Source organism: Pseudomonas sp. UBA5666 (assembly GCF_002420785.1).
Classification (GTDB): Bacteria; Pseudomonadota; Gammaproteobacteria; order Pseudomonadales; family Pseudomonadaceae; genus Aquipseudomonas; species Aquipseudomonas fulva.
In genome coordinates, this window is the sequence record NZ_DIIQ01000025.1 from 1 (window position 1) to 15,283 (window position 15,283).

General features: G+C 59.6%; 27 protein-coding genes. 23 read left to right on the forward strand and 4 right to left on the reverse strand.

Annotated features, from left to right (window positions below; genetic code table 11):
• Nucleotides 1-23 precede the first annotated feature (23 nt).
• On the forward strand, nucleotides 24-254 hold the full coding sequence (locus tag B2Y33_RS12535; protein ID WP_288633016.1) for a DUF1654 domain-containing protein: 231 nt from the start codon (nucleotides 24-26) through the stop codon (nucleotides 252-254).
• A 52-nt stretch (nucleotides 255-306) separates the two neighbouring features.
• On the opposite strand, the gene B2Y33_RS12540 is transcribed toward B2Y33_RS12535, so the two are convergent.
• Both B2Y33_RS12540 and B2Y33_RS12545 read right to left on the reverse strand, forming a co-directional pair.
• A complete protein-coding gene (locus B2Y33_RS12540) occupies nucleotides 307-1,215 on the reverse strand; it encodes a hypothetical protein (RefSeq protein WP_288632971.1) in 909 nt (302 codons plus the stop codon).
• A gap of 50 nt (nucleotides 1,216-1,265) precedes the next feature.
• Entirely contained in the window at nucleotides 1,266-2,072 is an 807-nt protein-coding gene (locus B2Y33_RS12545; RefSeq protein ID WP_206405724.1) for an XRE family transcriptional regulator, read from the reverse strand.
• Nucleotides 2,073-2,176: 104 nt separating this feature from the next.
• Here B2Y33_RS12545 and B2Y33_RS12550 point away from each other — a divergent pair, with 104 nt between their 5' ends.
• From B2Y33_RS12550 to B2Y33_RS12600, 11 genes are all read left to right on the forward strand, one after another.
• On the forward strand, nucleotides 2,177-2,401 hold the full coding sequence (locus B2Y33_RS12550) for a helix-turn-helix transcriptional regulator (protein ID WP_206405725.1): 225 nt from the start codon (nucleotides 2,177-2,179) through the stop codon (nucleotides 2,399-2,401).
• A 210-nt stretch (nucleotides 2,402-2,611) separates the two neighbouring features.
• Nucleotides 2,612-3,298 (forward strand): Rha family transcriptional regulator, encoded by a 687-nt coding sequence (locus tag B2Y33_RS12555; RefSeq protein WP_206405795.1) that lies wholly within the window; start codon nucleotides 2,612-2,614, stop codon nucleotides 3,296-3,298.
• A 1-nt stretch (nucleotide 3,299) separates the two neighbouring features.
• Nucleotides 3,300-4,271 carry a phage replication protein gene (locus tag B2Y33_RS12560; protein ID WP_206405726.1) on the forward strand — a complete coding sequence of 324 codons (972 nt, stop codon included), beginning with the start codon at nucleotides 3,300-3,302 and terminating at the stop codon, nucleotides 4,269-4,271.
• Complete coding sequence (locus B2Y33_RS12565; RefSeq protein ID WP_206405727.1) at nucleotides 4,258-5,037, forward strand: hypothetical protein; 780 nt, start codon at nucleotides 4,258-4,260, stop codon at nucleotides 5,035-5,037. Before B2Y33_RS12560 ends, B2Y33_RS12565 begins: the two co-directional genes overlap by 14 nt.
• 127 nt (nucleotides 5,038-5,164) lie before the next feature.
• The gene (locus B2Y33_RS12570) at nucleotides 5,165-5,461 is read left to right on the forward strand and encodes a DUF1364 domain-containing protein (RefSeq protein WP_206405728.1); all 297 of its coding nucleotides are present in this window, start codon (nucleotides 5,165-5,167) and stop codon (nucleotides 5,459-5,461) included.
• Between the two features lie 11 nt (nucleotides 5,462-5,472).
• A complete protein-coding gene (locus B2Y33_RS12575) occupies nucleotides 5,473-5,886 on the forward strand; it encodes a VRR-NUC domain-containing protein (protein WP_376744007.1) in 414 nt (137 codons plus the stop codon).
• Nucleotides 5,883-7,181 (forward strand): tyrosine-type recombinase/integrase, encoded by a 1,299-nt coding sequence (locus B2Y33_RS12580; protein ID WP_206405730.1) that lies wholly within the window; start codon nucleotides 5,883-5,885, stop codon nucleotides 7,179-7,181. The genes B2Y33_RS12575 and B2Y33_RS12580 overlap by 4 nt, the downstream gene beginning before the upstream one ends.
• Complete coding sequence (locus B2Y33_RS12585; RefSeq protein WP_206405731.1) at nucleotides 7,178-7,435, forward strand: hypothetical protein; 258 nt, start codon at nucleotides 7,178-7,180, stop codon at nucleotides 7,433-7,435. The genes B2Y33_RS12580 and B2Y33_RS12585 overlap by 4 nt, the downstream gene beginning before the upstream one ends.
• Complete coding sequence (locus tag B2Y33_RS12590; protein WP_206405732.1) at nucleotides 7,432-7,749, forward strand: hypothetical protein; 318 nt, start codon at nucleotides 7,432-7,434, stop codon at nucleotides 7,747-7,749. Before B2Y33_RS12585 ends, B2Y33_RS12590 begins: the two co-directional genes overlap by 4 nt.
• Before the next feature lie 7 nt (nucleotides 7,750-7,756).
• A complete protein-coding gene (locus tag B2Y33_RS12595; RefSeq protein WP_206405733.1) occupies nucleotides 7,757-8,146 on the forward strand; it encodes an antiterminator Q family protein in 390 nt (129 codons plus the stop codon).
• 185 nt (nucleotides 8,147-8,331) lie between these two features.
• Nucleotides 8,332-8,841, forward strand: coding sequence for an acyloxyacyl hydrolase (locus B2Y33_RS12600; RefSeq protein WP_206405734.1), 510 nt, complete (start codon nucleotides 8,332-8,334; stop codon nucleotides 8,839-8,841).
• A 44-nt stretch (nucleotides 8,842-8,885) separates the two neighbouring features.
• On the opposite strand, the gene B2Y33_RS12605 is transcribed toward B2Y33_RS12600, so the two are convergent.
• Together B2Y33_RS12605 and B2Y33_RS12610 are read right to left on the reverse strand one after the other, a co-directional pair.
• A complete protein-coding gene (locus tag B2Y33_RS12605; protein ID WP_054912148.1) occupies nucleotides 8,886-9,113 on the reverse strand; it encodes a hypothetical protein in 228 nt (75 codons plus the stop codon).
• Nucleotides 9,110-9,343 (reverse strand): DUF6555 family protein, encoded by a 234-nt coding sequence (locus B2Y33_RS12610; RefSeq protein ID WP_182387795.1) that lies wholly within the window; start codon nucleotides 9,341-9,343, stop codon nucleotides 9,110-9,112. The genes B2Y33_RS12605 and B2Y33_RS12610 overlap by 4 nt, the downstream gene beginning before the upstream one ends.
• 123 nt (nucleotides 9,344-9,466) lie before the next feature.
• Here B2Y33_RS12610 and B2Y33_RS12615 point away from each other — a divergent pair, with 123 nt between their 5' ends.
• The 11 genes from B2Y33_RS12615 (at nucleotide 9,467) to B2Y33_RS12665 (ending at nucleotide 15,283) form a co-directional block, all read left to right on the forward strand.
• On the forward strand, nucleotides 9,467-9,838 hold the full coding sequence (locus B2Y33_RS12615) for a chemotaxis protein (RefSeq protein WP_206405735.1): 372 nt from the start codon (nucleotides 9,467-9,469) through the stop codon (nucleotides 9,836-9,838).
• Nucleotides 9,838-10,167 carry a hypothetical protein gene (locus B2Y33_RS12620; RefSeq protein WP_206405736.1) on the forward strand — a complete coding sequence of 110 codons (330 nt, stop codon included), beginning with the start codon at nucleotides 9,838-9,840 and terminating at the stop codon, nucleotides 10,165-10,167. The genes B2Y33_RS12615 and B2Y33_RS12620 overlap by 1 nt, the downstream gene beginning before the upstream one ends.
• A complete protein-coding gene (locus tag B2Y33_RS12625) occupies nucleotides 10,164-10,361 on the forward strand; it encodes a hypothetical protein (protein WP_206405737.1) in 198 nt (65 codons plus the stop codon). Before B2Y33_RS12620 ends, B2Y33_RS12625 begins: the two co-directional genes overlap by 4 nt.
• A 57-nt stretch (nucleotides 10,362-10,418) precedes the next feature.
• Entirely contained in the window at nucleotides 10,419-10,709 is a 291-nt protein-coding gene (locus tag B2Y33_RS12630) for a hypothetical protein (RefSeq protein ID WP_206405738.1), read from the forward strand.
• A 1-nt stretch (nucleotide 10,710) separates the two neighbouring features.
• Nucleotides 10,711-10,935, forward strand: coding sequence for a hypothetical protein (locus B2Y33_RS12635; RefSeq protein ID WP_206405739.1), 225 nt, complete (start codon nucleotides 10,711-10,713; stop codon nucleotides 10,933-10,935).
• A gap of 12 nt (nucleotides 10,936-10,947) precedes the next feature.
• Nucleotides 10,948-11,106, forward strand: coding sequence for a hypothetical protein (locus B2Y33_RS12640; protein ID WP_206405740.1), 159 nt, complete (start codon nucleotides 10,948-10,950; stop codon nucleotides 11,104-11,106).
• A complete protein-coding gene (locus tag B2Y33_RS12645) occupies nucleotides 11,106-11,444 on the forward strand; it encodes an HNH endonuclease (protein ID WP_206405741.1) in 339 nt (112 codons plus the stop codon). The genes B2Y33_RS12640 and B2Y33_RS12645 overlap by 1 nt, the downstream gene beginning before the upstream one ends.
• A 156-nt stretch (nucleotides 11,445-11,600) precedes the next feature.
• Nucleotides 11,601-12,146: a terminase small subunit gene (locus B2Y33_RS12650; RefSeq protein ID WP_196127659.1), complete on the forward strand. Its 546-nt coding sequence runs from the start codon at nucleotides 11,601-11,603 to the stop codon at nucleotides 12,144-12,146.
• A complete protein-coding gene (locus B2Y33_RS12655; RefSeq protein WP_206405742.1) occupies nucleotides 12,146-13,831 on the forward strand; it encodes a terminase large subunit in 1,686 nt (561 codons plus the stop codon). Before B2Y33_RS12650 ends, B2Y33_RS12655 begins: the two co-directional genes overlap by 1 nt.
• The gene (locus B2Y33_RS12660) at nucleotides 13,828-13,989 is read left to right on the forward strand and encodes a hypothetical protein (protein ID WP_198528913.1); all 162 of its coding nucleotides are present in this window, start codon (nucleotides 13,828-13,830) and stop codon (nucleotides 13,987-13,989) included. Before B2Y33_RS12655 ends, B2Y33_RS12660 begins: the two co-directional genes overlap by 4 nt.
• The gene (locus B2Y33_RS12665) at nucleotides 13,982-15,283 is read left to right on the forward strand and encodes a phage portal protein (RefSeq protein ID WP_206405743.1); all 1,302 of its coding nucleotides are present in this window, start codon (nucleotides 13,982-13,984) and stop codon (nucleotides 15,281-15,283) included. Before B2Y33_RS12660 ends, B2Y33_RS12665 begins: the two co-directional genes overlap by 8 nt.

Consider the following 15,283-nt stretch of genomic DNA (forward strand, 5'->3'; position numbering starts at 1 on the left):
TTTCGGTCAGCGGCAACAACCCTATTGCGCAGTCGCAGCGTTGGGTAACGATCCATCGCCTTGACACGGATGGAGACATGGAGTGGGAGAAGGTGATGGAGCTGCTAGTCGAAACGCCGGAGTTGGACATGACGTTCAACGACGACGATAGCGTTACGGTGCGGTGGGAGCCGCAGAGCGCTGAGGATCGGGACGATCTGATGGTGGACAAAGACTGGGAAGAGGAGAAGCAGGAGGAGGAAGCTCCTTTCTGACGCTCCAAGAGAAAGCCCGCGCTGATGGCGGGCTTCGACATGAAAGCTGATCCTAGTGAATGGCAGTGACCGTAAAGCTCTTGGGTACCAATGCCCCAGAATCTGGATCCGCGTCATAGGAAACAGTGATGTCGGCTTTTATCACCTGACTTGTCCCTGCCTTCGAGTTGTCAAGGCCTGCCTCGAAGTACATCGGCAGCTTCTTTTTGTTGGCTATCGTAGGGATTCGCGCTACCCAGCCTGTTCTGTCGCTATCGCGATTCAAGCTTCTGATGTCGACATCTACGTTTTGATACTTCAGCTCCTGCGAAACCGGTGAAAGCACGGCTTTGTCAGGCGCGTCTCTGGAGGCCGCATGGCTGATCACAAACGGGCTGGACTTGTTGTCGCCAGCATAAATATCTCCGCCATTCTGACCAGCTACGGGCTTAACGAAGTCCAAAGCCGCAGCAGCCACGCGCTTTCTATCTGTCGACAGCGCTGCTTCGATCGCTTTGTTAAGCTGCTGCGGCGAGGAATTGAACATATCTTGCCCGGCCACCATGACAACACTATTCGTGGCCTGAATGCTGGGAGCGTTGTTGCCAGCCGCTTTGTCTACCAGGCTAACCGCGCTAGCCGCTACAACGATAAAAGCTGCCGCGGCAACCCCGGCTATCGCAGTGTACCTAAGACCGGTACCAAATTTTGTAGTCATCAGCCATTTCTCGAGCTTGTCTTTCTCCACCTGATTTAGGCATTTAAGCACCAATTCCAGATATTCCTTGAGGCTTCCTGACTCGACTTTCTCAACTCGGAGCTCACAAGACTGAACCTGAGCACCGCTAAGCGAGCTGAAGAAGGCTGGCATCGCAGGACTCATCCTGTCCAGTGCCGACAAAGCTCTGATGACGTCAGGAATTGGGAGTGGAGTCTTGCTTTCGTAGTAGAAGGCTAAAGGAAGCCTGACTTCAAAGTCCATTTTTGGGCTCAATTCGCAATCCTAAGGCAAACGTTGAATGGGTGATGCATCTAAACCAGGTGTGCATTCCACACCAGGAGCACCCTGGCCTGGATGTAGGTTTCATCAACCCGGATGTCCTCCGGTGGATGATTCGTGTTGTCCGAGATCATCTTGAAATGGTCCCGCCCTTTCTTCTGCAGGCGCTTGATGTACTGATGCCCTTGGTGGGAGAAGTAGTAGATCCCGTCACCCACGAACTCTCGGATACTGATGTCAACGACCAGCGGGTCGCGGCTCTTGATGGTCGGCGCCATGGACTGGCCTACGCCTGTGATGAGCTTCAGATGGAAATGCTCTTTGAACTCGACCCCCATCTCTCGCAGGTGAGTAGGGCTGACGCGGATATCCTGCAGCATCTCAGGGAAGTCGTGAGCTACCTCACCATCACCCATTGCTCCGCGCACGTCGTAGTGAGCAATCCACACCTCATCGCCCACTAGGCCTGGGCGAACAAAGTCAGCCGCGACGACACTGCTAGCGCTCGGCTCCTCAGCCGCAGCTAGGAGGCGCTGACGGGCTTCTTCCGGAATGCCTTTGCCGCTCTTTGCGAGCATCTGCCTGACAAGATCAGCCGTACTCCGCGCTGGCGCCGAAACCTCGGGCACTGTCGGATAGTTCAGGAGTAGCTCGGATTGATCGACTCCAAGGGCAGCTGCCATAGCTGCAATATCCGCCAGCGTCGGCTCTCGCGTACCGGCTTCATAGTTTCCTACGCGTGACTGCGATTTCCAGCCGCAAGCATCTGCCAGCTGGGCCTGGGACATTCCCGTCGCTTTTCTCAAGCGCTTAATGCGCTGGCTCAGTGATTCATTCATGCGCGGGATTTCATCACGAAACGAAATACACGGCTTTCACTTATTGTGATTGATATTAACACGATGCGTGTTTATCCTGAGTGCTAGTCATTGAGGAGCCCCGAATGAACAACGTTCGCAAGATCCGGGTAGAGGCGGGGATTAGCCAGGCGCGCCTTTGCCGGGAGCTCAGCTGGAATCAGTCGCGTCTGGCCAATTACGAGGCCGGCCGACGGAGTGTCGGCTTGGATGCAGCCCGGAAGATAGTCGATGCGCTGAACGGTCTCGGCGCCGATTGCAGCCTTGATGGAGTCTTTCCGCCAACGGCTCGCGGCCCAGAAGCCGTCTGACATTTAAATGATTACTGATCTGGCAATGAGCCAGTAGATGACCGAAACACCTGCTGATCCATCCAGTACCTGAATCGCAGGCACAAAAAAACCGGGTGGCAGCCCGGCTTCTTTAACAAAACATCGAGGTCGATTATGCACAGAGCGATCGATGCAAGCAACACTCACGCTCCCTCGGCATTTCCACGCACTGAGCAACTGCGCCGGTTGATGTCGACTCGCGAAGTAGCTGAGTTGACCGGCAAGAGTCACGACAACGTATTGCGTGACGCTCGGGCCCTGGCAAAAAGGGGTGTCCTCAAATCTGAGGAGACCCCCTACGTGCATCCTCAAAACGGCCAGGCTTACCCTGAATTCCTTCTCGATCAGCGGGATGCCCTGGTGCTGGTTTCGGGGTACGACGCGTCACTCCGGGCCAGGATCATTGATCGCTGGCAGGAGCTGGAGACCCGAATGCTGGCGCACCTGCAGGTCCCGACAAACTTCGCAGAGGCGCTGCGTCTTGCTGCCGACAAGGCTGAGGAGAACCAGCGCCTCCAGGATGCGCTCGCCAGGCAGGCCCCGAAGGTAGCAGCGATTGTGCGTCTGGCGGGTGCAGGCGGCGCCATATGCGTCACCGATGCGGCGAAGCAGCTTCAGGTGGCGCCATTCAAGCTGTTTGGCTGGCTGGAAGAAAACCGCTGGATCTACCGTCGTCGCGGCTCCAAGCGATGGATTGCCTATCAGCCCCGGATCAGTGCGGGGCTGCTCAAGCACAAAGTGACTGGCCTCAAGCCTGATCCCGAAACAGGCAGTGACCGCGCGGCGTTCGATGTTCTGGTCACGCCGAAGGGGTTGGCACGTCTGGCAGAGCTTCTCGCAGTGCCCGTGGCTGGCCTAAGCATAGGGCGGAGCTGACATGCAATTCACTGTAACTATCAACCAGGTCAAAGCCTTGGAGTGGGGACTCAACTCCCAGCAGGCGTTGCTGTTCGCATTCGTTTATGGCTGCCCGAGTTGGGCAAAGGCGATGACGACTGAGCAGGGCGTCTTCTTCGTGCTGAGCAAGGCCAAGATCATCGAAGAGCTGCCGCTGCTGACGGATAAGCCCGACACGGCGTATCGCATGCTGAAGGTGCTGCAGGACGTTGGCCTGATCGAGCTTTCGAGCACTTCGAGTGTCACGCTTTTCCGGCTGACCGACAAGGCAGCGCAGTGGAACAAAAAAGAGGATGGGTCGGAGAAATATCCGACCTTGAAGGCGGGTACAGAGGGTCGGAAAAAAATCCGATCCACCTCGGAAAAAAATCCGAGCAAGGTCGGAAATAAATCCGAGCCAGGGTCGGAAAAATCTCCGACAAATCAAGATACCAGTAATCAAGATACCAATCAGGGTACCAGTCACAGTTCGCAGGATGCCCCGGCTCCGCCGTCGCAACCCACGGGGCTGACACTGGTTCCGGCTGGTGCACCTCGGTGTGAAATCCCCGAGGACATGCCAGGGCCGAAGGACCAGACCTGCAAGACCTACAAGGCCTGGGCCAACTACGCCATGGCCTATCGCAAGCGCTACGGCGCCTGGCCAGTGTGGAACGCCAAGGTCGGTGGCCAGCTGGGGCAGCTGATTGACCGCCTGGGCATCGACGTCGCCCACCAAGTCGCCGCCTATTTCGTGTCGATCAACGACTCGAGGCTGATCAACGGCTGCCATAACCTCGGCGACCTGCTGACCAAGTGCGAGGCCTACCACACCCAATGGGTGACCAACCGCCAGATGAACGCCACCACGGCGCGCCAGCAGGAGCAGACCCAAGCAAACATCAATGCGGCCCACGATGCCGCCGATGCCATACGTAACAACCAAGGGGGTAAGCGCAATGCTTTCCTGTGATGACATCGCCGAGCTGGCTATGGCTATTTGCGCAACGGCTGAAGCCATGGGCCAGACCATCAGTGCCGCTGGGGCCAAGCTGATCGCCGAAGACCTGTCAGCGCACGAACCTGAGGTGATCGTTGCCGCCCTGCGCGCTTGTCGTCGTGAACCAGCCGGGCGCCTGTCGCTGGGCATGGTCCTGAAGCATATCCACGCTGCCGATGGCCGGCCCGGTAAGGATGAAGCGTGGTCCATCGCCCTGGCGGCCAATGACGAATACGAGACGGTAGTGCTCACCCACGAGGTTCGTCAGGCCATGGTGGCGTCCCAGCCGATTCTCGAAGCAGGCGACAAGATTGGCGCCCGAATGGCTTTCATGAGCGCTTATGAGCGCTTGGTCAGCTTCGCTCGCGCTGAAGACAAGCCTGTCACCTGGGAGGTTTCTCTGGGCTTCGATTCCGGGCGGCGCGTGACGGCCGTTGAAACCGCTGTGCGGACTCAATTGATCAGCCGTGACATAGGGGACAAGTACCTCGCCGACCTTCGCATAGCTCCGGTGACTGCTGACGGCCAGGCCATCGCAGGCCTGCTTACAGGGGCGGTGCGCACTCAGCCCAGCGCCGCGGTGCGGGAGAAGCTTGCAGAAGTCCGCTCGATATTGACGGCTTCCAAGGCAAAGAAAGATAGCGCCCGTGCGAAAGAGGCGCAGCGGCGCCGTGTAAGCACCTACCTCCGCAAGCGCCAGGCTCGCGCCGCGTTGGCTGGGTTGGGCGTGCAGCAGTGAAACGAATCTGGACCGTGCACGTACCAGGCTATCGGCCGTTTTCCATGGTGCTGATGGACGGTCCCTTAGACCAGCCCGGCGCTCTTCGCCAGGCAAGACTGATATGGCTGCATTGCGAGGTTGAATGATGAGGCGGACCAAGCTGACCAAGGCCGCGCGTGGCCGCGAGTGCCAAGTGCGTATCCCAGGCGTGTGCAACGGTAACCCCGAAACTACTGTCTTGGCGCACTACCGCCTGGCGGGTACCTGTGGCGTCGGTAAAAAGCCGCACGACATGCAGGGCGCATGGTGCTGCAGCGCTTGCCATGACGCATGCGACGGCCGAAGCCACGTGATTGACCGTATAACCGCTCGCCAATACCACGCCGAGGGTGTGATGCGAACCCAGGCGCAGCTCATCAGCGAGGGGGTCTTGGTCGCATGACTGCGTTGTCCATGCGCACGTTCAAGCCGCGCAAGCCACGCGCCAAGCCCGTCGACAGGGAAGGGCAGGAGCAGGCAGCGCTGATGCAGGAGCTGCAGCTGCGTTATCCGCAGGTGTTCAAACTGATCTATCACGTTCCGAACGGGGGGTACCGAGTGAAGGCGGTGGCCGGCAAGCTCAAGGCCCAAGGAGTCAAAGCGGGAGTGCCTGATCTTGTGCTCCCGATGGCCCGCGGTGGCTGGTTCGGCCTGTATATCGAATTCAAAGCTTTGCCGCCGTTCGATGCTGACATCTCTCCCAGTCAGCACGCTTATATCGAGGCTCTGACCGAGCAGGGCTACTTGGCGATTGTGTGCCGGGGCCGCATTGATGCCGTAGAAGCGATACGTGCCTACCTCCTGCAGCCTGCGACGGTGGCAGCATGAGCGCAACGCGGTCCATCAAATTCACGGAAACTGAGGTGCGCCGACAGGCCGCCGACCTGGCCGTGCGCGACCTGCGCGATCCGCGTTACCCGGGCCTGTATCTGCGCTTCTGGTCAGATCGATCTAGGGGCACCTGGCACCTGGTCCGCGGCAAGCAGTGGGTGCCGGTAGCACGCTGGCCTGATCTGGGCGCTGCGGCCGTAATCGCTGAGCTGCCCGCACTGCGCCAGCGTATGCTTCGCGACCCGGCCACCGCACCAGTCGCGTCGGGCATGGCTACAGTGGGGCAGCTGCTCGATTGGTATGGTGACCGCATGGGCCGAGACCGGGCGCTGTCCGCTAAGCGCAAGGCGGGTGCACGATCGGCGATTGCGCAGCACCTGAAGCCGCGCTTGGACGGTTTGGCCATAGCTGATGTGACCGCCGACAGCCTAGACAAGCAGCTGATGTGGCCGTCTCAGGCCGAGGTGTCGCTGTCGTACCTGCGCCAGATGTTCGCGTTGCTGCTGACCGCCTTCAAGCAGGCAAAGCGCCTGGGGCTGGTCGTGGCCGATCCCATGGCCGGCATGCGCTTTAGCGACTTCACCAAGGCCAAGATCATGCCCAAGGCCTCCCGACTGCGAGCCGTGCAGTTGCCTGAGGTCATGCAGCAGCTGGTACATGCCTTTGATGACGCGCCCGAGAAAGTGATGCTGGCCCTGATGATGCTGGCGCATGGCACCCGGATCGGCGAGACCCGTATGGCACGGTGGAGCGAGGTTTCGGTAACGGCAGGTGAATGGTTCATCCCTGCGGCGAACGCCAAGACACGGACCGAACACCGCCTCCCGCTGACCGCCCAGCTATGCGCGCTGCTGGCTCGGTACCGGACTATCCAGCAGGCCGATGGGTATGAAGGTGTTTACCTTTTTCCGAACCGGCGCGGCGTGTGCCTGAGCGAAGGCCAAGCCAGCGCCGTGTTCACCGAGCTTGGCCGGGGCGAGTGGACCAGTCACGACTTGCGCAAGGTGTCGCGCAGCACCTGGACCGACCTTGGCATTGATGGGCACATCGGCGAGATGCTGCTCAACCACTCACTGGGCAAGATCGCCAGCACCTACATCCACACCCAGGCCATGGCGCAGCGCAGGGCGGCCCTTGAGAAGTGGCATGCCTGGTTAGACGGCATCGGATTTGGGCGCATACACGGCCTTACAGAGGCCTTATCCGAAATCCCACAGATCCAGGCGCAGGCGGCAGCGGGCAAGGCCTGTAGCCGCCATCCCGAATTTGTTACTAGCGAGGATTCAAAATGACCAGCGAAAGCGCCCCGGACATCGTTCATGAGCAGTTTGAGTCTTGGCACAACCACGCCACCGCGAGAGCTGTAGCCGAGGGCAACCTCATTGCAGCCAAGCGGTTGCAGAATCTCAAAGAGGCCATGTTTGTGGTGTGGGAAGAGTCTCGCGTCCAGGCGTGTGTCCGTTTGCCGGCGGCTACTGACGGCCAGCTATGGGTGAGCGAAGTCATTGCAGCGATCAATGCTCAAGGATTGAAGGTGACTGCGTGATGAAAAGCCACGGCCCAGCGCTGCGCAAGGAGCGGGTCATCCTGGCCAGGTGCCCAGATTGCAACGGAAGGGCAGCGATCAAGGGCGTCTTCTATGAGTTGCCATGTGGCCGCTGCAATGCATCGGGCTGGCTGTCGGCCGTCACTGGCGAGCCGCTGCCGCTGGAGGAGCTTGTCACGCAGCTGGGCCTGCGTGTGCATGAGCTGGAGCAGCAGGTTGATCGCCAGCGGCCACCGCGCACTACGGGCCCATCCGAGCAATACGAAACGAACAACCGCCGCGGCGCCGGCGGCACCAACTACACCGGGGATTGATGACCATATGAAAAAACGAACCTATGTCGATAAGGCCCTGGGTGATACGGCTTACATGCTGGAGCAGTGGGGGTGGTGGCGTATGGATGGAATGGGTGTGCCCCAGTACATTTGCCCTCTATATGCACTCATACGGGACAACGCTCCAACTGGGGGCGGTTTGAAGCAGTATGTCATCACCGACGATTTAGCCTTGGCCGTGGACGGCGCCGTGGCCAGACTTTGCAAGCGCAACCCACAAATGGGGGGATTCGTGTGGCTGTACTTCGGGGCAAAGTGGCCAGCACTGCGGGTTGGTCGCCATCACCAGATGAGTGAGGCAAAGGCTCGTGAGCTAATCAATACCGGCGTGGCCTGGATAGACTGCGCGCTCGAGCAATTGCGCGAAGCCGCATAAAAAGCTTTCCGCGCGGATAAACACCTGTTTTCATAGCAGCGTGTCCAGCTTGCAAGCAACGTGACACTACAAACCCTGGCTATCTAGTTAGGGTTTTTCCTTGGAATTTTGCATTACAGCGGAACGATTTGATGGCACTCTGTTTCTGATAGCTTGCTAAGTAAAACCATCAGGATTCCGTGATCATGAAAAAAATCTTCGCTGCTGCAGCGTTCTCCCTCTTGGCTACCAGCACACAGGCTGCTGACCTCTCAGGCGCTATTGGTGCGACAAGCCAGGGCGGTTTGACCGCTCGTGCCGCTGTAGGCTTTGACTGGGACAAAAGCTGGTTTGAGACTAGCACCGGCCGCTTAACCGGCTACTGGGACGCTGGCTACACCTATTGGGAAGCTGGAGACGCTTCTGGTGGAGCTCACTCACTGTCTTTCGCCCCTGTGTTCGTTTACGAGTTTGGCAGCGGTAACGTGAAGCCATTCATCGAAGCAGGCATTGGGTTGGCGGTGTTCTCTGGCACTTCCGCAGGGGATCAGGATTTTGGTTCGGCCTTTAACTTTGAGGATCGCATCGGCGCGGGCCTGAAAATCGGCGAGACTCAGAAAGTCGGTATCCGAGCAATGCATTACTCCAACGCTGGCATCAAACAGCCGAACGACGGCATTGAGTCGTACTCGCTTTTCTATAGCCACCGGATTTGATTTGGATAGTCCCGTCTCGTCCGCCATGCGCGGACGTTACGGGTTTAGGCATAGAGCGTGATGCGCACATCGGAAATGCCCAAATCGGCAACCGCCATGGCCAAATCTTCACGAGCGACCGGGAGCGGCACGCGCATTGCCGTCAGGGGATCTGTATGAGCATGCAGCCGCAGAAGCACAGCAAGAGCATCATCCTGGCGAAATGACGTCGGCGAATCGCAAACCCAAAATCGGGCATGTCCTCTGAGGTTGTAGTCGATTTTATATTTCATGCGATGCTCGATTTTTTCCAATGAACATCGGTAATGCCGTAGCGCTCAGCCAAGGGCCGCGAGATTTTTTTGAAGTCCGCTGTTCTGAACTTTGGGATTACGCCCACGCCTGCATCACAGGCAGCCCAATGCCACGCTTCCGCGTTATCCATTTTTTCTGTACGGATGATAAAGCTGCGCGCCTCACCATGAAGCTGATACTCAATGAGAAATAGCGATTGGTTGAGCATTTTCCACATCCGATAAGAGGCCGATCCGGTCATCGATTCTTTTAGCGTTCAGATGAAGATAAGGCAAGGTCGATTACCCCACGCCGACTATCTATGCGCCCTACATCATAGTTTGGAGAAAAAATGGACCCGACCGATCTCGGCCCAGGCACAGCCACCTGGCTGGGCGGTACGGGCACTGTCCTGCTGGGCGGCTTCCTCTGGCTGCGCAAATTCCTGTCAAAGGATGCTGCCGATCGGGCAATGGACAATGCCGATATCGGCACCGTGCGCCGCCTGAATGAGCTGCTCGACTCCGAGCGCGAGGCTCGCAAGCTGGCCGAAACGCGCGCCGATCAGTTTGCCCAGGAGCGCAACGAGCTGACCCGATCCATGGGGAAGCTTGAGGGCAACATCCTGGCGCTTACCAGGCAGGTGGAGCAGCTGACCGAGAAGGTCACCAGCCAGAGCGAGGAGATCTCGCGCCTACGTGCCCAACTTGGAGGTGCCCGGTGATGGACAGATGCGCATGGGAATTCATGGCCCGCCGCTGGTGGCGCCGCATCGAGGTGTGGGCCATTGCCCTGCTGCTGGTGGTCGGCGGCGGCTTTGGCGGTTACCAGCTGGCGCAATGGGCGCTGGCCAAGACCTACCTGGAGCAGGTAGCCGAGGTGCGCAGGGCCTACGACGCAGCGACCGAGCAGCGCGACCTGCGCCTGGATGAGCTGGCCAGGCAGACTGGAAGCGCCGCCGCAAAGGCATCGAAGGCAGCAACCACCGCCACGCAGGCCGCCGACAAGGCTGACGAAGCCCTCAACCGAGTACAGAGCGAGGAACGACCTTGATCAAGCTGACCAGCACCAGCGGCAACGATCACTACCTGGCGCCTGCTGCTATCGCTCGTGTAAGCGAGGCCAGCGCCAGCTCTCAGTGGCACGGCATCTGCGCCATCGTCCATACGTTCGATGGACAGACGCTGGAGGTGCGCGAGCGCGCTTCTGACATCGCACGCGAGTGCAGCATGCAGCGGACTGATTGATCCGCGCCACAAAATCGGAATGCGCCGTTTCGTGGCGCGAACATCTGAGGTAATCCCATGACACTTGCTAACACCGTAACCAGTGCCAACATCTCACAGCCGATTCAGCCGCGCATGACGCCAGAGCAGTTCGCCTACTGGCTCAACGGCTTCGCTGAATTGAATGGTGGCGAGCGCCCTACGCCTGAGCAGTGGAAGTCCATTACTGAGCACTTGCAGGCGGTCTTCGTGAAGGTAACCCCGCAGTATGGCCTTCAAAGTGGTGGCGTTGCTCATGCCCAAGCCGTAACGAAGTTGACCAGCAGAGTCGCGGACCAAGGCCAGGCTATCACTAGCCTGCTCTGCTGACATGACCAAGCCGCCTTATACGCCCTGCAAGCTGTATATGGACGGCGCCGATGGCATCGCGGTTGGCGATTACATAACCACAGCAGCCGGTTCGGCCTATCTGGTGCAGACGCTTCGGGTCAGCCGTACCAGGCCAGAGCGCAAGCACATGGACTGCCTGCGCTGGCCGATCGCCGAGGTGCCGCCTGATGCACGGTGCTACCAGCTGACTTGGTACAAGAGATAAGGAATGCCGGCCATGGCCAAGGTTTACTCAACGATCGTCTGCCGCCACCGCTGGTGGTTGAAGTACTACTTGGCTGGCGTGCTGCTCGCGTGTCACCTCACCGGGCGTGATCCTCACCTTGGTCGCGCCACGCGCTGGATAGAGCGCGGCATCGTGATCGAGGTGCGTTGATGGCCAGGCTCAAGACGATCAGCCCCCGCCTACAGGAAGCCGCAAACACTAGGGTCAAGCTGGTAGACCCCAGCAGTTGGCGTAGTGGAATGACCAGCTCGCAGCGCGGATACAACTACAAGTGGCAGAAGGCGAGGGAGCGATATCTCGAAGAACACCCGCTCTGCGTCTACTGCGCTAAGATCGGGCGAACGACCGCCGCCAGCGTTGTTGACCATGTCGTGCCGCACCGGGGTGATCGCGATCTGTTCTGGAATCAGGAAAACTGGCAACCGCTCTGCAAGCCCTGCCACGACACGGTCAAGCAGGCCGAAGAGGCCGCAGGCGTAGTGGGCTGACCGCGCGGCGCACCAAAGAGGTGCCGGCTGTTGGCCGAGGCACGCCAATGACGTGCTGCAAATGGGGTAGGGGGGTCAAAAGCTTGGGATTCTCATCTAGCTAGACCGCTCCCGACCCCACGTACAGATTTTTTTCCCCCACAGGATTTTTGTTAAATGGCTTTAACATCCCGCAAGCGCGCTTTCATCGCCGCGCTGAGGGAAGGTGCGTCCAATCGAGACGCGGCTGTGGCGGCTGGTTATTCGGAGAAGACAGCGTCTGCGGCGGGCTCCCGGCTGGTCAAGGACAAGGATGTCGCAGCTGAGCTGATGAAGCTACGCGCCCTGGGGCTGATGCCCCCAGATGTTAAAGGCGATGTTAAACCGGATGTTAAAGCCAGGCCCGCCGCCAAGGCTGTCAAAGAGCCAGAACCGGGTCATGAATCGCCATCGATACCGGAGGATAACTCCGAGCCGGAACCCGCCGGCTTCGACCTGGCCCAGGCACTCCTGCACCGCGATCCAAAGGACTTTCTCCTGTCGGTGATGAACGACATGGGCAGCGAGCCGAAACTGCGCGTTGACGCGGCAAAGGCGCTGATGCCATTCGTCCATCCACGAAAAGGCGAGAGCGGTAAGAAGGACCAGGCCCAGGCTAATGCAGAGAAAGCGGCCACCGGCAAGTTCGGTACCCGCCGCGGTCCGCTGCAGTCGGTGAAATAATGGAATGGTCAACCGCCTGCCCAGATTGGGAACAGCGCATCGTTGCGCGCCAGAGCCTGATTCCGTTCGAGCCGCTGTTCCCGACAGAGGCTAAGGAAGCCTTGGAAGTGTTCGGGGCGTTGCGCATGGTGGACGCCACTGGCAGTCCATTGATGTGCGAGACCGTGCGTGACTGGGTCAACCAGTTCGTGGCCGCGATCTTCGGGGCCTACGACCCAGATTCAGGCCGGCGCCTTGTCAGTGAGTTCATGCTGCTGATCAGTAAAAAGAACGGCAAGTCGACCATTGCCGCCGGCATCATGCTGACAGCGCTGATCATCAACTGGCGCGCTTCGGGTGAATTCATCATCCTCGCACCGACCAAAGAGATCGCGGACAACTCCTACCTGCCGATCAGGGACATGGTGGCGGCCGACGACGAGCTAAAAGCCTTGCTCAAGGTGCAGGATCACCTGCGCACGGTGACGCACCGGCAGACAAATGCCACGCTCAAGGTAGTAGCAGCAGACAGCGAGACAGTGTCGGGCAAAAAGGCCATCGGCGTGTTCATCGACGAGCTGTGGGTGTTTGGCAAGCGCGCCAATGCTGAGGCGATGCTGCGCGAGGCCACCGGTGGCCTTGCATCCCGGCCGGAGGGATTCATCATCTGGGCCACCACCCAGTCGGATGCCCCGCCGGCCGGCGTGTTCCGGCAGAAGCTGATGTACGCCCGCAAGGTGCGCGACGGCGAGATCGTCGATAAGTCGTTCTTGCCGGTGCTGTATGAATTTCCCAAGGCGATGCTAGACGCCGGCGAACACCGGGACTTCTCTAACGCGTACATCACCAACCCGAATTTGGGGCTGTCGGTTGACGAACCCTTCATCGAGCGTGGGTACGCCCAGGCGCAGCTGGACGGCGAAGAGTCGTTCCGCGGCTTCCTGGCCAAGCACCTGAACGTCGAGATCGGCTTGGCGTTGCTTTCGGATCGCTGGGCGGGTGCTGATTTTTGGGAGACACAGACCTCCGAGCTATGCCGCACGTTGGAAGACCTCATCGACCGCTGCGAAGTGATCGACATCGGTGTCGATGGCGGGGGGCTGGATGACCTGCTTGGCTTTGCAGCACTCGGCCGAGAGCAGGGCACACGGCGCTGGCTGACCTGGACCCATGCCTGGGCCCATCCATCAGTACTGGAGCGGCGTAAAGCCGAAGCGCCGCGCATCCGCGACTTCGCCAAGGATGGACACTTGACCTTGGTTGAACGCATCGGTGACGACATTGAGGCGGTGGCACAACTGGTGGCGCAGGTCGAGCAGGCCGGCCTGCTAGATAAGGTCGGGCTGGACCCGGCCGGCGTCGGCGCGATCCTCGATGCGCTGGAGGCTGTTGGAATTCCGCGCGAAAAGATTGATGGCATTTCCCAAGGCTGGCGCCTGGGCGGAGCCATCAAGACTGCCGAGCGCAAGCTGGCTGAGGGTACGCTGCTACACGGGGGCCAGCCGATGATGGCCTGGTGCTGCGGTAACGCCAAAGTCGAGCCCCGTGGCAACTCGATCCTCATTACTAAGCAGGCCAGCGGCTCGGCCAAGATCGACCCGCTGATGGCGCTATTCAACGCTGTGACGCTGATGGCCCTCAATCCAGAGGGCCAGGGCGGCATGGAAAACTTCATGGCCGGCATTCGGGATCCACTGATCGCATGAACGCATTTCACTATTTCATCATCTGCGCGGTGTGCGGATTCGGCCTAGCCTGCGCGGGCGTCTGGATGCTCGCGGGCACGGGCTGGTCTCTGATCGCGGGCTCGGTCAGCCTGTTCAGCATTGCAGCGTTCATTCGCCGAGGGCTGAGCAGTGATTAAAACCCTCTCTCAAGCGCTCGGCACTGCAGCCGCCAAACCCTCGGCAAGCATGAGCAGTTGGCTGGGCAAGAGCATTCGGTTGTCGGACGGTGGGTTCTGGAGCGCCTTCTTGGGCGCCCAGTCCAGTAGCGGCAAGGCTGTCACGGTCGACAAGGCCATGCGCCTGTCGGCGGTCTGGGCCTGCGTGCGCATCATCTCTACCTCGGTCGCAGGCTTGCCGCTCAGCATCTACCGGCGCCTTCCGGACGGTGGGCGTGAGACGGCGCGAGACTTCCCGCTCTACGATGTGGTGCACAACAGCCCGAACGAGGACATGGCGGCTTTCCACTTCTGGCAGGCGGTTGTTGCTTCGATGCTGCTTTGGGGAAATGCCTACTGCGAGATTCACCGGTCCGGTGGAAGGGTCATCGCCCTAGATTTCTTGATGCCGTCGCGGGTGACTCCCGAGCCGGACGACGATGGCAGGCTGCGCTACTTCTTCCAGCCACGCAAGGGCGCCCGCCGGGAGATCGCCCAGGCCGACATGCTGCATATCCCAGCGTTCACCTTGGACGGGCGAATGGGTCTGTCGGCGATTCGTTACGGCGCCGATGTATTCGGCTCGGCCATGTCGGCCGACGATGCGGCCAATACCACCTTCAAGAACGGGATGATGCCCACCGTAGCCTTCTCGGTGGATAAGACGCTCAACCCTACGCAGCGTGCCGAGTTTCGGGACTACGTCAAGACGATCTCTGGCGCGCTCAATGCGGGTAAGAGCCCGGTGCTTGAGCAGGGCGTGAAGCCCGAGATGATCGGGATTAATCCGGCTGACGCCCAACTGCTCGAATCACGTGGGCACAGCATCGAGGAGATCTGCCGTTGGTTCGGCGTGCCGCCCTGGATGGTGATGAAGACCGACAAGGGCAGCAACTGGGGCACAGGCCTTGAGCAACAGCAAATCGCGTTCCTGACCTATTGCATCATGACCTACACGGCGCCAATCGAGCAGTGCGTGAACAAGCGATGCCTAACAGCGGTGGATCGGATCAAGCACTACGCGGAGTTTTCGCTGGAAGCCTTCCTGCGCGCTGACAGTGCCGGCCGTGCTGCCTACCTCAGCACCATGGGCCAAAACGGCTACATGACCCGAAACGAAGGTCGGCACAAAGAGAATCTGCCCAGCATGCCCGGCGGCGACATCCTCACCGTGCAATCGAACCTGGTGCCGCTTGACCAGCTGGGCAAACAAAACGACAGCCAAGCCGCACGCGCGGCGCTGATGAACTGGCTCCAAAGCAACTCCGGGGAGTAA

Excerpts from the sequence above, each read along its gene's own strand:
- B2Y33_RS12560 (WP_206405726.1), top strand. The coding sequence starts at position 3,300 with ATGCAATTCACTGTAACTATCAACCAGGTCAAAGCCTTGGAGTGGGGA.
- B2Y33_RS12620 (WP_206405736.1), top strand. The coding sequence starts at position 9,838 with ATGGACAGATGCGCATGGGAATTCATGGCCCGCCGCTGGTGGCGCCGC.
- B2Y33_RS12580 (WP_206405730.1), top strand. The coding sequence starts at position 5,883 with ATGAGCGCAACGCGGTCCATCAAATTCACGGAAACTGAGGTGCGCCGA.
- B2Y33_RS12640 (WP_206405740.1), top strand. The coding sequence starts at position 10,948 with ATGGCCAAGGTTTACTCAACGATCGTCTGCCGCCACCGCTGGTGGTTG.
- B2Y33_RS12615 (WP_206405735.1), top strand. The coding sequence starts at position 9,467 with ATGGACCCGACCGATCTCGGCCCAGGCACAGCCACCTGGCTGGGCGGT.
- B2Y33_RS12650 (WP_196127659.1), top strand. The coding sequence starts at position 11,601 with ATGGCTTTAACATCCCGCAAGCGCGCTTTCATCGCCGCGCTGAGGGAA.
- B2Y33_RS12570 (WP_206405728.1), top strand. The coding sequence starts at position 5,165 with ATGAGGCGGACCAAGCTGACCAAGGCCGCGCGTGGCCGCGAGTGCCAA.
- B2Y33_RS12540 (WP_288632971.1), bottom strand. The coding sequence starts at position 1,215 with ATGGACTTTGAAGTCAGGCTTCCTTTAGCCTTCTACTACGAAAGCAAG.
- B2Y33_RS12645 (WP_206405741.1), top strand. The coding sequence starts at position 11,106 with ATGGCCAGGCTCAAGACGATCAGCCCCCGCCTACAGGAAGCCGCAAAC.
- B2Y33_RS12565 (WP_206405727.1), top strand. The coding sequence starts at position 4,258 with ATGCTTTCCTGTGATGACATCGCCGAGCTGGCTATGGCTATTTGCGCA.
- B2Y33_RS12655 (WP_206405742.1), top strand. The coding sequence starts at position 12,146 with ATGGAATGGTCAACCGCCTGCCCAGATTGGGAACAGCGCATCGTTGCG.
- B2Y33_RS12660 (WP_198528913.1), top strand. The coding sequence starts at position 13,828 with ATGAACGCATTTCACTATTTCATCATCTGCGCGGTGTGCGGATTCGGC.
- B2Y33_RS12585 (WP_206405731.1), top strand. The coding sequence starts at position 7,178 with ATGACCAGCGAAAGCGCCCCGGACATCGTTCATGAGCAGTTTGAGTCT.
- B2Y33_RS12595 (WP_206405733.1), top strand. The coding sequence starts at position 7,757 with ATGAAAAAACGAACCTATGTCGATAAGGCCCTGGGTGATACGGCTTAC.
- B2Y33_RS12550 (WP_206405725.1), top strand. The coding sequence starts at position 2,177 with ATGAACAACGTTCGCAAGATCCGGGTAGAGGCGGGGATTAGCCAGGCG.
- B2Y33_RS12575 (WP_376744007.1), top strand. The coding sequence starts at position 5,473 with ATGCGCACGTTCAAGCCGCGCAAGCCACGCGCCAAGCCCGTCGACAGG.
- B2Y33_RS12610 (WP_182387795.1), bottom strand. The coding sequence starts at position 9,343 with ATGCTCAACCAATCGCTATTTCTCATTGAGTATCAGCTTCATGGTGAG.
- B2Y33_RS12555 (WP_206405795.1), top strand. The coding sequence starts at position 2,612 with ATGTCGACTCGCGAAGTAGCTGAGTTGACCGGCAAGAGTCACGACAAC.
- B2Y33_RS12630 (WP_206405738.1), top strand. The coding sequence starts at position 10,419 with ATGACACTTGCTAACACCGTAACCAGTGCCAACATCTCACAGCCGATT.
- B2Y33_RS12545 (WP_206405724.1), bottom strand. The coding sequence starts at position 2,072 with ATGAATGAATCACTGAGCCAGCGCATTAAGCGCTTGAGAAAAGCGACG.
- B2Y33_RS12605 (WP_054912148.1), bottom strand. The coding sequence starts at position 9,113 with ATGAAATATAAAATCGACTACAACCTCAGAGGACATGCCCGATTTTGG.
- B2Y33_RS12600 (WP_206405734.1), top strand. The coding sequence starts at position 8,332 with ATGAAAAAAATCTTCGCTGCTGCAGCGTTCTCCCTCTTGGCTACCAGC.
- B2Y33_RS12635 (WP_206405739.1), top strand. The coding sequence starts at position 10,711 with ATGACCAAGCCGCCTTATACGCCCTGCAAGCTGTATATGGACGGCGCC.